This is a genomic window from Nocardia amikacinitolerans NBRC 108937 (genome assembly GCF_001612615.1).
Lineage (GTDB): Bacteria > Actinomycetota > Actinomycetes > Mycobacteriales > Mycobacteriaceae > Nocardia > Nocardia amikacinitolerans.
The window spans coordinates 1-18,259 of the sequence record NZ_BDAU01000014.1 but is presented as its reverse complement, the minus strand read 5'-3'; the positions used below and the strand labels follow the sequence as shown (position 1 = coordinate 18,259).

General features: G+C 69.9%; 13 protein-coding genes. 5 read left to right on the top strand and 8 right to left on the bottom strand.

Annotated features, from left to right (window positions below; all coding sequences use genetic code 11):
* Positions 1–21 precede the first annotated feature (21 nt).
* Positions 22–822 carry an alpha/beta fold hydrolase gene (locus NAM01S_RS13975; RefSeq protein WP_067784900.1) on the bottom strand — a complete coding sequence of 267 codons (801 nt, stop codon included), beginning with the start codon at positions 820–822 and terminating at the stop codon, positions 22–24.
* Between the two features lie 158 nt (positions 823–980).
* Between NAM01S_RS13975 and guaA the strand changes: the two genes are divergently transcribed.
* Positions 981–2,561, top strand: a complete 1,581-nt coding sequence (gene guaA / locus NAM01S_RS13970; protein ID WP_067784898.1) for a glutamine-hydrolyzing GMP synthase — start codon at positions 981–983, stop codon at positions 2,559–2,561.
* Positions 2,562–2,620: 59 nt separating this feature from the next.
* Here the strand turns inward: guaA and NAM01S_RS35020 are convergent, their stop codons facing one another.
* The 6 genes from NAM01S_RS35020 to NAM01S_RS13945 all read right to left on the bottom strand — a co-directional run bounded on the left by NAM01S_RS35020 (position 2,621) and on the right by NAM01S_RS13945 (position 10,620).
* Positions 2,621–2,791, bottom strand: a complete 171-nt coding sequence (locus tag NAM01S_RS35020) for a hypothetical protein (RefSeq protein WP_157107738.1) — start codon at positions 2,789–2,791, stop codon at positions 2,621–2,623.
* A 25-nt stretch (positions 2,792–2,816) separates the two neighbouring features.
* On the bottom strand, positions 2,817–3,032 hold the full coding sequence (locus tag NAM01S_RS13965; protein WP_067784895.1) for a hypothetical protein: 216 nt from the start codon (positions 3,030–3,032) through the stop codon (positions 2,817–2,819).
* Positions 3,025–4,683 (bottom strand): PspC domain-containing protein, encoded by a 1,659-nt coding sequence (locus tag NAM01S_RS13960; protein WP_084482939.1) that lies wholly within the window; start codon positions 4,681–4,683, stop codon positions 3,025–3,027. Before NAM01S_RS13960 ends, NAM01S_RS13965 begins: the two co-directional genes overlap by 8 nt.
* Positions 4,684–4,801: 118 nt before the next feature.
* On the bottom strand, positions 4,802–5,443 hold the full coding sequence (locus NAM01S_RS13955; protein ID WP_084482927.1) for an MspA family porin: 642 nt from the start codon (positions 5,441–5,443) through the stop codon (positions 4,802–4,804).
* Between the two features lie 129 nt (positions 5,444–5,572).
* Entirely contained in the window at positions 5,573–9,841 is a 4,269-nt protein-coding gene (locus tag NAM01S_RS13950; RefSeq protein ID WP_157107737.1) for an nSTAND1 domain-containing NTPase, read from the bottom strand.
* Positions 9,842–9,963: 122 nt separating this feature from the next.
* Positions 9,964–10,620: an MspA family porin gene (locus NAM01S_RS13945; RefSeq protein ID WP_084482926.1), complete on the bottom strand. Its 657-nt coding sequence runs from the start codon at positions 10,618–10,620 to the stop codon at positions 9,964–9,966.
* Between the two features lie 501 nt (positions 10,621–11,121).
* On the opposite strand from NAM01S_RS13945, the gene NAM01S_RS13935 reads away from it, so the two are divergent.
* Both NAM01S_RS13935 and NAM01S_RS13925 read left to right on the top strand, forming a co-directional pair.
* Positions 11,122–12,534: an ATP-binding protein gene (locus tag NAM01S_RS13935; protein WP_084482925.1), complete on the top strand. Its 1,413-nt coding sequence runs from the start codon at positions 11,122–11,124 to the stop codon at positions 12,532–12,534.
* 510 nt (positions 12,535–13,044) lie between these two features.
* Complete coding sequence (locus NAM01S_RS13925; protein ID WP_067785130.1) at positions 13,045–13,680, top strand: response regulator; 636 nt, start codon at positions 13,045–13,047, stop codon at positions 13,678–13,680.
* Positions 13,681–13,821: 141 nt separating this feature from the next.
* Here the strand turns inward: NAM01S_RS13925 and NAM01S_RS13920 are convergent, their stop codons facing one another.
* Entirely contained in the window at positions 13,822–14,946 is a 1,125-nt protein-coding gene (locus NAM01S_RS13920; protein ID WP_067784875.1) for a serine/threonine-protein kinase, read from the bottom strand.
* Positions 14,947–15,181: 235 nt separating this feature from the next.
* Here NAM01S_RS13920 and imuA' point away from each other — a divergent pair, with 235 nt between their 5' ends.
* Positions 15,182–15,934: a DnaE2-dependent mutagenesis accessory factor ImuA' gene (gene imuA' / locus NAM01S_RS13915; RefSeq protein WP_067784871.1), complete on the top strand. Its 753-nt coding sequence runs from the start codon at positions 15,182–15,184 to the stop codon at positions 15,932–15,934.
* Positions 15,935–16,340: 406 nt separating this feature from the next.
* Complete coding sequence (locus tag NAM01S_RS13910; RefSeq protein WP_157107735.1) at positions 16,341–17,912, top strand: DNA polymerase Y family protein; 1,572 nt, start codon at positions 16,341–16,343, stop codon at positions 17,910–17,912.
* Positions 17,913–18,259: the final 347 nt, after the last annotated feature.

Below are 18,259 nucleotides of genomic sequence, written 5' to 3'. Positions count from 1 at the left end.
CTCTTCCTTTGTATGTCGGCGTCAATACACGCCCGTCGGCATGACCTGATCGCGGAGGAACTGGCGGATCGTGTGGTTCACCGGTTCCGGGTGCGTCATCGTGACCGCGAGCCGGGCGCCCGCGATCTCCACGAAGGTCGCCGCCGCCAGACCCTCGGCCAACTGTTTGGCGCGGTCGTGTGTGATGCCGCTGTCGGTGGCGTGGATGACCAATGCGGGACAAGTGATTTCGGGCAGGCGGTCGAGGACCGATTCCCTGGCGAGCAGGCAGCCCGCGGCGACCTCGATGTCGTGCCGGTCCCGGCCGAGCCAGCGTTTGGTCCAGATCGCCCGGTACCAGTCGTCGTCGCCGATCAGCCAGGTGGCGAGCCGATCGACCGCGTGCTCCCTGCTGTCGTCGTCGTACCACTCGTCGAGGAAACGCTGGGTGGCCGTGGACTGCTCGGGTGTCGGTCCGTGCGCCTCGGTGCTGATGAGGATGAGTCCCGCGATCCGCTCGGGCGCGATCAGCGCGGCGCGCAGCGCGGTGAAGCCGCCCTGCGCGGTGCCGCCGACCACCGCCCGTTCGGCGCCGATCTGGTCGAGCACGGTCAGCGCGTCGCGCGCCGCGGTCCAGTACGTGAAGGGTAGGCCCTGATCTTTCGTGCGTCCGTGACCGCGGGCATCCCAGGACACGATCCGGAATTCCGGCGCGAGCGCGGCCACCTGGGAAGCGAACATGGTTCGGTCCATGAGGAATTCGTGCGCTAGCAACACCACCGGACCGTCCCCGCCGCTGTCCTCGTAGTGGATGTCGGCGTCTATCGCACGGGCGAAGGGCACCGCAAGAGGATAACGAGCCGCGGCGGGGTCGACGCGGGATTCGGGCCGCCCGCTCGGAGACAGCTGGAGGACGACGAGACCGCCCGGTGTCCGCGGACATAACGTGCCTGCACAGGGGCGTGCCCGTTGGTTCGGGCGCGCACCCGGCTCACTAGACTGTGGCCGTGGCAGAATCCCAGAGACCGGTCCTCGTTGTCGACTTCGGCGCCCAATACGCTCAGCTGATCGCCCGGCGGGTGCGCGAGGCGAGTGTGTACTCCGAGGTGATTCCGCATACCACCACCGTCGAGGAGATCGCGGACAAGAACCCGCTCGCGGTGATTCTGTCAGGCGGACCGGCGAGTGTGTACGCCGAGGGCGCTCCGCAGCTGGATCCCCGGCTGTTCGATCTGGAGCTGCCGGTCTTCGGCATCTGCTACGGCTTTCAGGCGATGGCCCAGGCGCTGGGCGGCACGGTCGCGCACACCGGCACCCGAGAGTACGGCCGCACCGAGCTGAACATCGACGGCGGTCTGCTGCACGGCGGTCTGCCCACCATCCAGCCGGTGTGGATGAGCCACGGTGACGCGGTCACCGACGCGCCGGAGGGCTTCGAGGTCACCGGCACCACCGCGGGCGCTCCGGTCGCCGCGTTCGAGGACCGGGTCCGCCGCCTTGCCGGCGTGCAGTACCACCCCGAGGTGCTGCACTCGCCGCACGGTCAGCAGGTGCTCAGCCGCTTCCTGCACGAACTCGCGGGCATTCCGGCCGCTTGGACGCCCGCCAACATCGCCGACGCGCTGATCGCGCAGGTCCGCGAGCAGGTCGGCGACGGGCACGCGATCTGCGGTCTGTCCGGCGGCGTGGACAGCGCGGTCGCGGCCGCGCTCGTGCAGCGCGCCATCGGCGACCGGCTGACCTGTGTGTTCGTCGATCACGGTCTGCTGCGCTCCGGCGAACGTGAGCAGGTGCAGCAGGATTTCGTCGCCGCGACCGGCGCCAAGCTGGTGACCGTCGACGCGGTGGACAAGTTCCTCGGCGAGCTGAAGGGCGTCACCGACCCCGAGGAGAAGCGCAAGATCATCGGCCGCGAGTTCATCCGCTCCTTCGAGGACGCGGTGAGCGAGGTCGTCGCCGAGCACGGCGCGGAGGACGGCCAGACGCCCAAGGTCGAGTTCCTGGTGCAGGGCACCCTGTACCCCGACGTGGTGGAGTCGGGCGGCGGCAGCGGCACGGCGAACATCAAGTCGCACCACAACGTCGGCGGCCTGCCGGAAGACCTCGAGTTCGAGCTGGTCGAGCCGCTGCGGCTGCTGTTCAAGGACGAGGTCCGCGCGGTCGGTCGCGAGCTCGGGCTGCCCGAGGAAATCGTTGCCCGCCAACCGTTCCCGGGTCCGGGTCTCGCCATTCGCATCGTCGGCGAGGTCACCGGCGATCGCCTCGACACCCTGCGGCAGGCCGACGCCATCGCCCGCGAGGAGCTCACCGCCGCCGGGCTGGACCGCCAGATCTGGCAGTGCCCGGTGGTGCTGCTCGCGGATGTCCGCAGCGTCGGCGTGCAGGGCGACGGCCGCACCTACGGTCACCCGATCGTGCTGCGCCCGGTCTCCAGCGAGGACGCCATGACGGCCGACTGGACCCGCCTGCCCTACGAGGTGCTGGAGCGCATCTCGACCCGCATCACCAACGAGGTCGCCGAGGTCAACCGCGTCGTCCTCGACGTCACCAGCAAGCCGCCGGGCACCATCGAATGGGAGTGATCCCGAAACGTCGACGGGCCCCGCACACGATGTGCGGGGCCCGTCGACGTTTCAGGGGTTCAGTCCGTGTCGGCGCGGCTCCAGCCGTGGCCGAGGACGACGTGGCCGAGTAGCGAGCCACCCCCGATGTAACTTCTGGCCGGGGAGATCGGCACCACCCGCGCGACGGGCGTGCCCTGATTCGGCGGCGCCGGATCGGTCGCGTCGTTCTCGAATTGGTCTCGCGCCATGGGGCTCTCCTGTCGGGCCATCGCGCTAGCGGCGCTTGCGTGGGGAGATCACGAGCAGGACGCCGACGACGATGGCGGCGATGACGACGATCCACCCGAAGGAGATCGCGCCGCTGGCCGTCGCGGCGGGGCCGATGAAGCCCCAGACGCTCACCGCCAGGGCGAGCAGGCCGACGATCAGCAGGGAGGCCGACGGTCCGCGTCCCTCGGTCGTGCCGTTGGGTTGGGTCTGCTCAGCCACGTTGCACCTCCACGCTGCCCATCTGGATGTCCACGTTCAGGTCGAGCACCGGGGCGCCCGGGGTGTTCGGTCCGGTGACGCCCTCCGGGCACCGGTTGTCGCCCATGTTGACGGTGCAGTCGGTGCGGAGGGTCATGCCCTCGGGAACCAGGATGCGGACCTCGCCCATCTGCACGTCGACGTTCACGGCTCGGTTCTCGGTCAGGTTCAGCGACCGCAGGTCGAGGGTGCCGGCACCCATCGAGATCCGGTAGTCCGGTTGCAGGTCGGCCATTGTCGCCGGAGTCCAGACGTGGTCGCCCATGGCGCCCCTGTCGAATTCGATCGGGCCGATCATCGAGGCGAGCAGGACGAAACCGGCGAGCGGAGCGGTGACCACCAGCAGGCCGTAGCCGCGTCGCAGGAACGCGCCGAGCACCAAGCCGAGGCCGATCACCGCGAGGGCGACGGCGGCGATCCGGCCGGGCGTCATCCACTCGGCGCCCGCGGCGGCGATCGCGCCAGCGCCCGCTGCCGCCAGGATGGACAGGCCGAGCACGACCGGGGTGAGCCGGGATCGGGGACGCTTCGGCGGCGGGGCGACAACAGCGCGGGCGGGTGTCGGTTCGGGGAGGTCCCAGGCCAGAGGCGCCACGCCGAGCGGGTCCCAGGAGGGCGGGGTGACGCCCGGGAAGGCGGCGGGGGTTGGGTGGGACGGTGTGCGGGTCGGTAGATCGGCGGATGTCTTCGAGCCGGCGGGGAGCTTCGGTTCGCCCGGGGTTGCTGGTTCGCCGGGGGTCTTCGGTTCGCCGGGGGTCTTTGGCTCGGCGAGGGTCTTCGGTTCGCCAGGGGTCTTCGGCTCGGTGAGGAGCTTCGGCTCGGCGAGGGACTTCGGCTCGGCGACGGTGTTCGGGTCGGCGGCGGCTTTCTCGAGCGAGATCGGTGTCTCGTCCTCGGTGCCCGGCTGCGGTGACGAGGTCCGCGCTTCGAGCACTTCGGTTTTCGCGTCGATCACCTCGGTGGGCTGGTCGATGTCCTTGTCCGGCACAGTTGCCGCCGTCGGTTCGCGCGGGGTGTCGGGAACGTACGCGTCCGGCAGCTTGGTGTACGGGCTGTACACCGGCCCGACGTCCGGAATCGGGTAACCGGGCGCACGCAGCGGACCGGTGGGGAAGGCCGCCCCGGGATAGCCGGTCGCGAAGAGGCCGTCGGCGAAACCACCGTCGACCATGCTGGTGCCCGGCGGCGGCTGCGGGCAGCGCATGAACAGCATCCACCAGCCCGCAAGCATCAGTGCCAGGCTGATCATCCCGGAACCGGCCAGTCCGACGCCGATCGGACCGACCGTGGTGACCGCGATGGCCAGGGCAACGACCAGCACCACGGTCTTCGTGTGCGACTGGGAGCTGTGCCCCTTGCCGAACAGCGATTCGGCGGCCGAGGACTGGTCCCCGGACTCGTTCAGCAGCAGCCAGGCGAGCAGGTACAGCACGATGCCCGCGCCGCCGAACAGGGTGGACACCACGAACGCGACCCGCACCAGCACCGGGTCGACGTTGTAGCGCTGCCCGAACCCGGCCGCGACGCCCGCGACCGGGCCCTGGCGCGGCAACCGGACGGGCCGCGTCTGCCACATCTGCTGCAGCTGATCGCCGAAGGTTGTTCTCGTCATGCTTCCCATGGTGCGGCTGACCAGCGGCGCGGCGCATCGGGGTGAACCCTGAAAAACCATCCTGATCCTGGTGGACCGGGCGGTCGGATGGTGCTCCTGTGGTCGGTGTTTCCTGCGGTTACATGGTGAACGGATCCCCGAATACCGCGCCTTCCGCGGTCACCTCCGGCGTCTCCGCGGTGATGATCGCGTACGCCTGCACCGTCAGCGGGCCGGCGCAGTCCTCGACGTGGACGCGCCGGTCCCGGCTGAACACGTACCCCGTGCTGCCAGGCAGCAGCTCCTTCTCGCCGACCGGTACGTCGACCACCTTGCCGGGAGTGATCGAAAGATCGACGCCGATCCCCGCGCTCAGGTACGGCCCGACGCTCACGTCCACGCCGGGCAGCAGCGACTCCGGCGACAGACCCAGGTGCGCGCTCGCGTCCGCGTCGATGCCGACCTCCGCGCCGAGGTCGAGTTTCGCCTTCAGGTCGACGGCGCAGGCCACGAAGTACCCGGTCTTCATACGGCCTGTGCCGTCCGAGACTTGCCCGTAGAAGGTGTTGTCCAGGAACACATCCCGATTGGTCGGCATCCCGTTCAGCGACCCCACCGGCCGTGCCGCGTGTTCGCTGTGGCCCACCGTGAACTCCAGCCCGCCGGGGGCGGAGTACGTCTTCTCGTGCGGTGCGAGATCGACCGCCGCCGCCTGCGGTGCGAACCCCGCGAGACAACCCATAGCGATCGCGACAGCGGCCAGCCCAGACTTCCCATTCATTCGGGTATCCCCCTCGGTTCACGCCCGGGCTCCCTACCCGGAGGCACCACGGACTGCCCCCGTGGTCGCATTCAGGATGGTCAGGGGTGCTGAAGGAATGCTTGGAAAGTCCCTGTAAGAGAGTATGTTTCAGGAGCAGGGGGGTTGGTAGGGGAGTTGGGGGAGGTGGCGTTGCCAAACGTCCTCGGTCAGTAGGTTTCCCGTGGTGTCGCAGATTCGATCGATGGCGGGGGAGACATCGAGGTCCCAGACTCGCGGTGATCCGCCAGAGATGACGAGGTGGTTGCCGTACGGGAGGAACTGAGCGGTCCAGTCGTCGTTTTCGCGCGGCGGTGTCAGTGGGTCGCCGATCTGTTGTGGAACCGCTCGATCCGTCATGTTCCACAACGTGATCCGCCGATCCTCGCCGGTAATGACGGCCCGGCGGGAATCCGGCGAGAAGGAGATCCGGCCCACGGAGAGGCTGTCGGCGACGATCGGCGCGCTGATCGGTCGGATTCGGGCGCGGTCACCGACGTCCCACACCTGCATCATCGGGTTGTTGACCAAGATCATGGTGCGCCCATCGGGGGCGAACTCGACAGTGTTGATGCTGCCGGCTATCTCGGGCAGTTGATCACCGAGAGGGGCAGGACGAAGGGGGTCTGCGAAGTTCCACAACGTGAGGGGTTGCCGGACGATGTCGCCATCCGACAGGAATGTGCGGACCGCGAGGATTTCGCCATCGCTGCTGAATTCGGTGTCCATGGGATCTGTCAGGGGTATTTTGTCGCCGAGTGGCGCGGGATGTCCGAGATCCTCGAGGCTCCACACCCGCAGCGAGTCATCGTGCGACGTCACCGCGATCCGCCAGTCCGGCCGGATGGCCAAGTGCTCGGCGCCGTTCAGGCTCGCCCAGTCGCCTCGAAGACGCACGTTCGCTGGATCGGTTATGTCGTACACAGTGAACTGATGCTCGTACGAAGCGGTCACCAGGGTCGCTCCATCCGGGCTCACTTCGTACAGATAGTCACCGGCGCGATGAGTGAAGCGGCCGAGCAGCCGCCACCGCAGTTGATCTCGGGTGTCCCAGATCTCGATGGTGTCCCCTCCCGAGGCCACGACCGCGCGGCGTCCTGCCGCGTCGAATCGGGGGAACGACGCCTTCTCCGACGGGCCGGACACCAGGGCGGGCGGAAGACTCCAGACTCGTAGGTTGCCGTCCCACCCGCCCGCCGTGAGGGTTCGTCCGTCCGGACCGAAGGCGAGGCTGGTCGGGCCGCTCCGGCAAGGCATCGCGATGCCTTTCGAGAACCTGCAGGTCGTAGGGCTCTTGGTCAGCGGCTCGTCGATGAGCTTGGGCCGGGCCGGATCCGCCATGTTCCACAGCGCGGCGTCCTCGGAGGTGGCGACCGCGAGCATCAGGCCGTCGGGACTGAAAGTCACTGACCACAAGGCGGATTCGCTGACCGCAACCGGTGCGCCGAGCGGCGTGGGCGGGCTGTCTCGATCGATTCGCCACAGCTGTAGCGTCCCCCGGTTCGCCTGCCCGTCGTTCCGTAGTGACCCGTCACCGCCGCCAACGGCCAGAATTCGGCCGTCTGGGCTGAAATCCATATCGGTCAGGACCGCCGTCGTGGCCTCGATCGGCGGTCCCAAGGGGGCGACGCGCTCGGGACCGTCGACTTTCCACAGCTGAATCCGCGCCGGGGACTGTGTGCTCAACACCTGATTGTTCGTCGGCACGGCCAGCACCGGGTCGGTGGGGCTGAACCGCACTTCGGCGTTGACGTCTTGCCCAGCGGGTAGCTTCGCGCCGGCTCGAGGTCGGCCGGGATCGACGACATTCCACAACGTGACGGTGTCGGCGTTCAACGTGGCGAGAATAGTGCCGTCCGCGCTGAAGCTCATGGCTACGTGCGTTCCAGTACCGGCCCTCGGCAATTCGGCCAGCACTCGCGGAGCGTCGGGCTCGGCGATGTCCCACAACCGTGCACCCCCGCTGCCGCTGGTGGCCATGACGCGGCGATTCGCGCTGAAGACAGCCTTCGAGACCCCGCCGGGGAGCTGCACCAGCTTGCTGGGATTACCAGCATCGCTGTTGTCCCACAGGTACGCGATGCCCTCGTCGTCGGCGGATGCCAGCAGAGCACCCCCTGGCTGTTGAGACGCCTCGACGTAGCCGTTGCCGTGTGCCGGGACGGTGGTCGCCAGCGACTGATCCTGCGTGTCGAGCAGGTGGGTCCGCACCGTCTCGTCGCCGGGCCGCATGCGCTCTGCGACGAGGTAGAGCTGGGCAGAAAGGGAAGGGTCGACACTGCGCAGCCGCTCCGCCTCCCTCATGACCGCCGCGAAATTCTTCTCCTCGCGCTGCCGCTGCCCGAATTGCGTTTGGGTGTAAGCGGTCAGGCCGAACACCAACAGCACCACTCCCGCCAGCGCCAAGCCGATTCTGGTGAGTGTGGTGCGGCGACGGGACCGGCCGCGCGATGCGCGCGAGGCGTTCAGGAAATCGCGCACGACCCCGTCCGTCGCCGCCGCGTGCTCTAGTGCGGCCTCGAGCCGGGAACCCCGATATAACAGCGCGGGATCCCGGTTCATCGAATCCCATTCGACCGCATCCGCTTCCACCCGCTGCCGCACCAGATAGCCGACCCGGTTCTCATCGATCCAGGCGCGCAACCTGGGCCAGGCGTCCAGCACGATCTCGTGGGTGAGGAACACCGAGTCGGCATCCAAAGTCACCAGTCGGGTGCGCACGAGCAATTCCAGCGCGGCCGCGGCGGAGAGCGGGTCGGCGCTGCGCTGCTGGAGTGCGGGGCGCGCCGCGATGCGCCGGGTGTCGCGGGAGTCGCGCGCGACGGTGACGAGTCCGAGCAGCACGTCTTTCGCCGCCGACTGCTGCGGATCGGACAGTTCGCTCCACGCCTGTTCCGCGGTGGCGGCGACGGAGCCGACAACGCCGCCCGCCGCGCGGTAGCCCGCGATGGTCAGTTTGCGACCCTCACGGTGCTGCCAGGTGGCGGCCATAACGTGGGAGAGCAGCGGCAGGGCTCCGGGGTCGTAGCTCTGGCGGGTCCGGTGGTCGCCGAGGCCGCAGAGTTCGGTGATGACGAGTTCGTCGAGTCCTGCTTCGAGTTTCAGTCCGGCGCGTTCGGCGGGGCCGGTGATGGCCTCGGTCAGCTCGTCGACGCGCATCGGGCCCAGCAGGTAGCTGCGCTTTTCCAGGGACTCCTGCAAGACCGGGTAGTCGAGGCAGCGGGCGTAGAAGTCGGCGCGCAGGGCGAGCACGGCGACGTGGTCGGTCTGCCTGGCGTGCTGATCGAGGAGCGCCAAGAACTCGTCGCGCTCCTTTTCGTCGGCGCAGACGGTGAACAGCTCTTCGAATTGGTCGATGATCAGGAGGCGCGGCCCGTCGGTTAGCGAAGTCGTCGAGGGCGCCTCGGTGCCGTGCGGTCCTGGAGTCGTCGGCGCCTCGGTGCCCGCTGGGCTCTTTTCCTGCGGGCCAGCGGGCTTCGCGGAATCGGTGCTCGCGGAGTCCTTGGTCCGTGCGCCAGAGGTCTTCGCCGAGTCGGTATCGGAGGAGCTCTTGCCCTGAGCGCCAGAGGTCTTCGCCGAGTCGGCCTCGGAGGAGCTCTTGCCCTGAGCGCCAGAGGTCTTCGCCGAGTCGGTATCGGGGGAGTCCTTGCTCTGAGCGCCAGTGGGCTGAGTCGATTTGGTGTCCGCAGAGTCTTCGTTCTGCGCGTCGGCGGGCTGCGCCGGATCGGTCTCTGCGTTCTTGATCTGCGCGCCAAGGGCCTTCATCAGGGCGGCCATGGGATTCGCGCCGGGCGTCACTGTGACGATGTGCCAGTTACCGTGTGCGAGTTCGGATGTCAGCCCCGCCGCGAGCAACGAAGACTTACCGGCTCCCGACGCACCGATGAGCGTGACGATCCCGCCACCGTCGCGCACGGTGTGTCTCACCAGCTCGGTGAGCTCCTCGGTGGCCCGCTTGCGTCCGAAGAAGATGTCGCTGTCGGTGTTTCGATAGGACTGTAGGCCGAGGTACGGGCACGCGATGTCGTCGGCGTCGTCGGGCGTCCATGAGTTCGACGCCGTCCACAGCCGCTTCCATTCCTGCGGGTCCGCGAGCTTCGCGGGCAGTGTGGTGCCGCGCTTCTTGGCGAGATCGATGAGTGTCAGCACCACCGGCAGCAGGGATTCGAAGCGGGCGGGTACATTTCGGCCCGCCTTCCAGTCGCTGATCCGCTGGGCGGACGCGGGGCTCGCCGCCCCGGTGGCCCGCATGCGGTTCTCCGCTTGGGCGGCGACCCTGCGTAGTGTCGGATTTCCCGCGGCGGCATACAGGTCGGCGAATCGTTCGGCGAAAACCGCTCGTGGCGAACTAATTTCCCCCCGTGGTACGTCCCCTGTCACGCGTGCCCACGGAAATGTCTGGGCGGCACAAACATAGGAACAATCTACCCGGCCGGGCCGCGATTCATCTTGCCGACGGCAGTGGCGGTGCGCCGCGTCGCGCACCGCCTTCCACCTCGCTCTCACAGGAAGATCGGGTCCCCGTAGACCGCTTCGCGCCCGCTGACCTCCGGCGATTGCGCCTCGACGATCGTGTACGAGCGGATGGTCAGCGGACCGCCGCAATCCTGTACCGACACGTGGAAATCGCGGCTGACGAAGTAGCCGGTGCTGCCGGTCGGCAGCTCCTTGGTACCGACTTCGAAGGGCTGGACCTTCCCCGGCGTGATCGACAGATCGATGCTCGCGCCGATGCTCAGATCTGGGCCGAGGCCCGCGTCCACGCCCGACGAGGCCGAATCACCGCTGCTGGAGCCGCCGACCCGGAAACCCGCGTCGAAGCCGATCGCGGCGCCGAGATCGATGCCGACGGTCAGGTCGACCGCGCAGGCGACCAGGTAACCGGCCTTCAAGGTGCCGGTCCCGCCTGCTTCGACCCGGCCGTAGAACGTGTCGTCGAGGAACACCTCCCGATTGGTCGGCATGCCGTTCAGCGGAGCGACCGGATGAAAGGCCTGACCGGAGTGTCCGACGGTGAACCGGAATCCGTTCGGCCCCTCGACCGTCTTCTCGTGCGGCGCCATCGCTGCCGCCCCGGCGAACGGGCTCCCCGTAAGGACCATGCAGACCACCAGGACGGCGGCCGAGAACAGCGACGCGAGTACCGATATGTACCTCATGTGTTCCTCCCCAAGAGATTGCTTTCCCGCGGCGATGCGGGGGATCGAACCGGGTGATTCCGGTGGAGACCGGGTCTTTGGCGACCCAACGGAAAGGTATGGGGCGGCGGATGTCCTGGCCGAGCGCCGCGAGCTGGTGGTGGGCGGGAAAGCCCTGGTCGCGGCGTTGGGGCGGGTTTTCCGGTCCGGCGCGGTGGCCGGTACCGCCTACCGCTTCCGAACTGTCGGAACGGCGTGGCGGACGTGTGCGTCTGCGCAGCTCAGCGGGGTTCTTTGTCCGGACCGGACAGCATTGCCCTGCCGGATCGTGCTCCGGTAAGGCCGGTTCGTTGCGGTGCGATCGCGCGAATCGGGATCGGTCGGCGGGCGGGCGAATCGGTGGGACTGTGTTTGCGCAGATCAACGGGATGGTCGGTCCGGAACTGGTGGCCCAGGGGATGAGGGCAAGATCAGGGTGATTCCTGATGGCCGGTGTCGGGGGAGCGTGCCAGTATCGAAGGCATGCACCCCACCGGTCCCGCGTTCGACGCTGCCCGCGGCGCCTCCGCACCGGGCTTCGGGGCCGCGCCCGGGTTCGACGCCTCCCGCGGCTTCGGGGCGCGTCCCGTCCCGGTGCTCGATCTCGGCAGGCATCCGCAGCTGCGGCTGGTGCGCCGGTCGGGGGGACGGATCGTCGGCGGTGTGGCGGGCGGTCTCGCCGATCACCTCGGCCTCGACGTGTTCAAGGTGCGGATGGCGTTCGTGCTGCTCTCCGCGTTGGCGGGGGCGGGCATCATCGCCTACGGCCTGCTGTGGATCTTCACTCCGAGCGGCGGCGACTCGGCCAAGCCGAGCGGCACCGAGCGGCGCCAGGCGATCGGTCTCGCGCTGCTCGGGCTCGGTCTCTCGGTGGCGGTCTCCTGGCTGATGAACGGCACCGTCGCGGCGAAGGTGATCGTGCCGATCGTCGTCGTCGCGGTCGGCGCCGCGCTGGTCTGGCGCGAGTACGACACCGACGGTCCGCGCTCGCTGCTCGGCCTGCCCGCGCACCCCTCGGTCGTCACCTGGGCGCGCGTCGTCGCGGGCGCCACCATGGTGGTGCTTGGTCTCGGTGTCGTGGTGCTGGCCAGGATCGATCTGAGCGCGCTCGGTTCCGCGCTGATCGCGGTCGCGGTCACCCTGGTCGGCGCCGGTCTGCTCACCGTCCCGCTGTGGTTGCGCATGATGCGCGCGCTGAACACCGAGCGCGCGGCCCGCATCCGCAACGAGGAACGCGAGGAGATCGCCTCGCACCTGCACGATTCCGTCCTACAGACGCTGGCCCTCATCCAGCGCCAAGCGGACGACCCGCAGGAGGTGGCGCGGCTGGCGCGCAGCCAGGAGCGGGAGCTGCGCAAGTGGCTGTTCGAGGACTCCGGTCCCGCGCAGTCGAGCCTGGCCGCGGCGCTGCGCACCATCGCGGGCGAGGTGGAGGACCAGCACGGCGTCAAGGTGACCCCCGTGACGGTCGGCGACGTCTCGATGGATCTCGACGACTCGGGAAACGGTCTGCCCAAGGAACATTTCACCGCGCTGCTCGGGGCGAGCAGGGAGGCGATGGTGAACGCCGCCAAGCACGCGGGCGTACCGACCATCGACCTGTTCGCCGAGGTGGAACCGCACCAGGTGAGCGTCTTCGTGCGCGACCGCGGCGCGGGATTCGACATCGCCTCGGTGCCGCAGGACCGGCAGGGTCTCGCCAAATCCATCCGCGGCCGGATCGAACGCCGCGGCGGCCAAGTGGAGATCCTGTCCACGCCGGGGCGCGGTACCGAGGTGCGGATCTTCATGCCGCGCAGCGATTCCGGTGCGCCCGAGAGCCCCGATTCCGACGCAGGTACGGCCGGTGACCCGCCGACCGAGCGCATCCGGCAATCGGTGCGATCGGGGAAGTAGACGCGGTGCGGAATGGTTCGCGCGCTCTTGCGGTGCGAATGCCTCGTGCTGTCCGAGGTTTGCCGGTGCGGTCACCCAAGCGCGCTGCGCATCTCGCCGAACCGACGGAGGAGTGCGGAACCGTGACACGCGCTGGGGCTCGGCGGGCGGCCGAGTCGACCCGCCGTGACGGCGGAATCGGTAACCACCGCACCGGTGCGTGCCGCGCGGTGGCGGTCGCGCAGGTGCAGTCCGGTATGCGGCCGTGCCGCGACTTCCAGCGCCGCGCCGACCGGATGCGCCTCGGCGAGCATGCAGGGAACACCGACGATGCCGAGCGGACAAGTCGTGGCGGCATCGACACACCATCCACTCGGCTAGATGCCGGTGAGCCCTGTCGGGGACGGAGTTCCGCGGCGGACACGTCGCCGCCGGTCCGCTTGTGGTACCGATGAGATGCGGACGGCCCGCGGGCGGTCGGCGCAGTCAGGGTGGGTCGTTCCACCGAAAGGTGAGGAGAAGCAGGTGAGCGTGCGGGTCTTTCTCGTCGACGATCACGCCGTGTTCCGTTCGGGTGTGCGCGCGGAGCTGAGCCGGGAGGCCGATATGGAGGTGGTCGGCGAGGCGGGCGGCGTTGCCGAGGCCATCGCGGGGATCAAGTCCACCCGTCCGGACGTGGTGCTGCTCGACGTGCACATGCCCGACGGCGGCGGCGTCGCGGTGCTGTCCGGTATCGAGGACGGCCCGGTGTGCTTGGCGCTGAGCGTGTCCGACGCCGCCGAGGACGTGATCGCGGTGATCCGGGCGGGCGCGCGCGGCTACGTCACCAAGACCATCTCCGGCGCCGAGCTCGCCGACGGCATCCGCAGGGTCGCGGGCGGTGACGCCGTCTTCAGCCCGCGGCTCGCCGGATTCGTGCTCGACTCGTTCACCGGCCGTTCCCCGGTTCCCGAACCCCCGCTCGACCCGGAACTGGACTCGCTGACTCCCCGCGAACTCGAAGTGCTGCGCCTGCTCGCCCGCGGCTACACCTATCGCGAGATCGCCGAGAACCTCTTCATCTCGGTGAAGACCGTGGAGACGCACGCCTCCAACGTGCTGCGCAAGACCCAGCAGTCCAACCGCAACGCCCTCACCCGCTGGGCCCACCGCCGCCGCATCGATTAGTCCGCACAGACCCTCCGCCCCCTGCACACCGGCTGCTTACCCTGCGAGGCGTGTGAAGCCGCGAGGCCCGGATCGACGCGCCGGACGCAGTCGGTCCATCCATCCGCTGCCTGTGGTCGGAGCGAAGGGCAGAGGTACGCCTTACATCGCGATGACGATGATGCCGATGATGATGAGCAGGCCGATGAACAGGCCGATGGCGATGGCCAACGGGGCGTTGTTCGGCTGGGGCTTGGCCGCACGTTGCGGCATGGCCGTCGCGGCAACGCCCCCGCTGGGCGCGCTGCGGTGCGGGCGCGGAAGCGGGGCCGAGTGCGGGCTGCGCAGGCCGGAGGCCGAGTTGCGGGCCGCCCAAGCCGGAATGGTGCCGTCCTCGGTACGCACGGGGGCGCCGAGAATGTAGGGGCCGGTGCCGGGACCGAAAGCGGCGGTGAGGATTTCGTCCCGCGCCTCGGCCATCGTCGGCCTGCGCTGCGGGGCGGGCTCCATCATGTGCAGCAGGGCGTTGGTGAGGATGCCGCTGCGCGAGGGCGGAATGATCTGGGCCATCGCGGCGCGCTCCACCAGGACGTCGCTGTCCTCGTGCAGGCCGAACGGCGGCTGCCCCTCGATCGCGGTGTACAGCGTGGCGCCGAGCGAGAACACGTCGCTGGCCTCGGTCGGCTGCATGCCGCGCGCCACCTCCGGCGGGAGGTAGGCGGGGGTGCCGGTGATGATCCCGTCCGGTTCGTCGGTCTCGCCCGCGCCGCGGGAGATGCCGAAGTCGCTGAGCTTGGCCATGCCGACGCCGGGGCCGCGATCGGCGACGAGGATGTTGCCCGGCTTGATGTCGCGGTGGATGATGCCCGCGGCGTGCGCGGCGGCCAGCGCGTCGGCGACCTGGGCGCCGATCTGCGCGACCTCGATCACCGGCAGCGTCTCGACAAGCGCCAGCGCGCGCGCCACGTTGCGCGAGGGTAGATGCTCCATCACCAGCCAGGGCTCGCCCGCCTCCAGCACCACGTCGTAGACGGCGATGGCGTGCTCGTGCGAGAGCTTCGCCGCGACCCGGCCCTCGTGCATGATCCGGTTGCGCACCTCGGTGGCCTCGGCCTCGGGCAGCCCGGCGGTGGAGAGGACCTGCTTGATGGCGACGTCCCGGTCGAGCAGTCGGTCGTGGGCCAGCCACACCGCGCCCATACCACCGCCGCCCAGCTTGGACTGGAGGCGGTAGCGGCCTGCGACCAAATAGTCGGGGCCGACGATGGGACGTGGGCGATCGATCATGGTGTGCAGGGTATCCGAATATCCCTGCGTCGCCGCGATTCTTGCGCCGACAAGTGGTGGCCCGCGAGTGCTCTTGACGGGATTCCGGGGGTGGGTTTCTACTGGAGGCGTATCGAACGTATATTCGATAAGGGATCGATAGCTGGATCGGTGCTGGCTTCCGTTCCTCCGTGTGGAGGTGGGGTCGGTCCGCTCGCTTCGCCTCGGAGTCCATCGTGGGAAGTAGGTGGTTGTGATGGGTTCGGACGTGCGGGTGGGGGAGACGGAGAGACAACAGAAGCTGGCCGAACTGCGCCGTCGGATGGCCGCCATCCCTGGACGCGGGGAGTCGGCAGCCGCGCGGGCGCCGCTCGCCGAGGACATGCGCCACGAACCGCTCCCGGTGCCCGATGCCCTTGCGGAATTGTTGCCGGAGGGTGGTTTGGGCAAGGGTTCCGTGGTCGCCTACTCCGGTGCGCGCTCGCTGCTCGCCGGTCTGCTCGCCGCGGTGACCGAGCACGGCGGGCACGCCGCGGTCGTCGGGGTGCCGAGGTTCGGTCTGCTCGCCGCCGCGGAGATGGGCGCTGAACTCGCGCGGCTGGCCGTGATCGCCGATCCGGGACCCGATCCGATCGAGGTGGCCGCGGTGCTGCTGGACGGTCTCGACCTGGTCGTCCTCGGCCTCGACGGCGTCGCCGTGCCGCCTGCCCGCACCCGCGTGCTCGCCGCCCGCGCCCGCAACAAGGGCGCCACCCTGGTGGTCACCGACGGCGACTGGCCCAACCCCACCTTGCGCCTGGACGCCCGCATCGCCGGATACGTCGGTCTCGGCACCGGCCACGGCCGCCTCCGCTCGCTCAGCCTCGAAGTCGAGGCCCGGCACCGTGCGGGCATGCCGCGGCGCGGACGTGTCGAGCTGCGGCCCAGCGGTGGGCGCGTCGAGTGGTTCGCCCAGGAAACCTCGCCTGCCCCTACCGAATTGCCGATCGCGCGGGGTGCGGCGTCGTGAGTGGGCGAGCCTCGCTTCGGGAAACGCCGTGCGGCACCGTGATTCGGCGGAGTCGGGTGTGGGGCGCAATGTCCGATCCCGCGTCGAGCCTGTCCGGTATTCGGCTGGTCCGCGCCCGCGAACGTTGGTCGAAGTGCCGTGCGATGCGGCGTGGCGCGGGCGGCCACGAGGGCGCCCCGTTTGCCACGGCCTTCCGTATGGTGGCGTGGCGTCGAGGTTCCGCAGTCGTCGCTTGCTGCGGTGCGGTGCGGTGCACGTCGGTGCGGCGCGGTAGCCGCCGGTGCGCGTCGACTGGAATGCCTCGGGCTGGTTCGATGGCCGTGCGGCACCGTGATTCGGCGAAGTCGGTTGTGTGGCACGGCGTGTATGGCGCGGGGTGCGGCGTCGTGAGTGGCGGGGCGGCACCGTGATTCGGCCGAGTCGGGCGCGGGTGCTCGCGGTGTGGTGCCAGGACTGGCCCGCGGTCGCGGCGGCGGCCGTGGCCGAGCTGCCGCCGACGCGGCCGGTGGCGGTGTTGTCCGCCAACCGGGTGGTGGCGTGCTCGGCCGTGGCGCGGGCGGAGGGGGTGCGGCGCGGGCTTCGGCGCAGGGAGGCGCAGGCGCGGTGCCCGGAACTGTTTCTTGCGCAGGCGGATCCGGATCGCGACGCGCGATTGTTCGAGCCGGTGGTCGCGGCCGTCGACGCCACGGTCCCTGGTGTGGAGGTGTTGCGGGCCGGGTTGCTCGTGCTGGGTGCGCGCGGGGCCGCCCGGTTCTTCGGCTCCGAGGAAGCGGCCGCCGAACGACTGGTCGACGCGGTGGCGGCGGTCGGGGTGGAGGCGCAGATCGGCATCGCCGACGAGTTGTCCACGGCGGTGATCGCGGCGCGGCGCGGTGCGATCGTGCCGCGGGGCGAGGGTGCGGGATTCCTCGCGCCGCTCGCGGTGTCCGAGCTCGCGCTGGAGCCGAGCCTGGCCGCGCCGGAGCGTGCCGAGCTGGTGGATCTGTTGCACCGCTTGGGTTTACGCCGGATCGGAGATTTCGCGGCGCTCGGTCCCGCCGAGGTCGCCTCCCGCTTCGGCGCGGACGCCGTGCTCGCGCACCGCAGCGCGCGCGCCGTTCCGGAACGCCCGCCCGCCGCGCGCAGGCCGCCGCCCGATCTCGCCGTGGAACAGCGCTGCGATCCGCCGATCGACCGGGTCGACGCGGCCGCCTTCGCGGGACGCATGCTCGCCACCCGCCTGCACGCCAAGCTCGCCGACGCCGCGCTGGCCTGCACCAGGCTCGCCGTGTTCGCCGAAACCGAAGCGGGCGAACAACTCTCGCGGATCTGGCGGTGCGCCGAGCCGCTCACCCCCGAGGACACCGCCGATCGGGTGCGCTGGCAACTCGACGGCTGGCTGACCCGCCGCGACCGACCAACCGCCCCGGTCACGCTGTTGCGGCTGGAGCCAGTGGAGGTCGTGCGGGCGGGCGCGTTGCAACTCGGTCTGTGGGGCGGCGTCGGCGAGGAGGACGAGCGAGCCCGGCGCGCGCTGGTTCGGGTCCAAGGATTGCTCGGCGGGGAGGCGGTCCAGATGGGCGTGCTCAGCGGCGGCCGCGGTCCCGCCGAACGCGTCACCATGGTCGTGCTCGGCGACGAGCGGGTCCCCGCCGCCGACCCCGAATTGCCCTGGCCCGGTCGGCTACCGGAACCTGCCCCCGCTGTGCTGCTGATGAACCGCCCAGTGGTGCGCGTGGAAGCGGCCGACGGAACTCCGGTGCGAGTCACCGAGCGCGGCCTGTTCACCGCCGACCCGGCCCGGCTGCACTGGGGCAGCCGCAGCTGGCCGCTGGCGGGCTGGGCCGGGCCATGGCCGGTGGACGAACACTGGTGGGTCCCGGACTCCGCCGCCGCGGCGCGCGCCCAAGTCCAGTTGGGCGGCGACGCGGGCGACGTCCGGGTGTTGCTCCTCGTCTACAGCGGTGAATCATGGCGCGCCGAAGGGCTTTACGACTGACGAGCGCCCGGCTCGCTGCGGTCGGGTGATCGCCGGGCACGTGCCGGTGGGTGCCGACCGCCACCGGCGTGGCCGTTCGCAGGCGTGTAGTGCGTCGGCATTCATCATGAACTGCGGTGGTGGCTGACCGTGGCAACGCGACCGCTTGGCGCGACCAGCCGCCGTGCTCGACGTAAAACGGCAGAGTTCGGGCGGGTGCTAATCGATCGGCGAGGCGATCACCGGGGCGTAGGCACCCTCCGGCAAGCTGGTCGCCCGCACGCCCGCACGCCCGCACGCCCGCACGCCCGCACGCCCGCACGCCCGCACGCCCGCACGCCGCGCGCCTGCCCGCACGCCGCACGCCT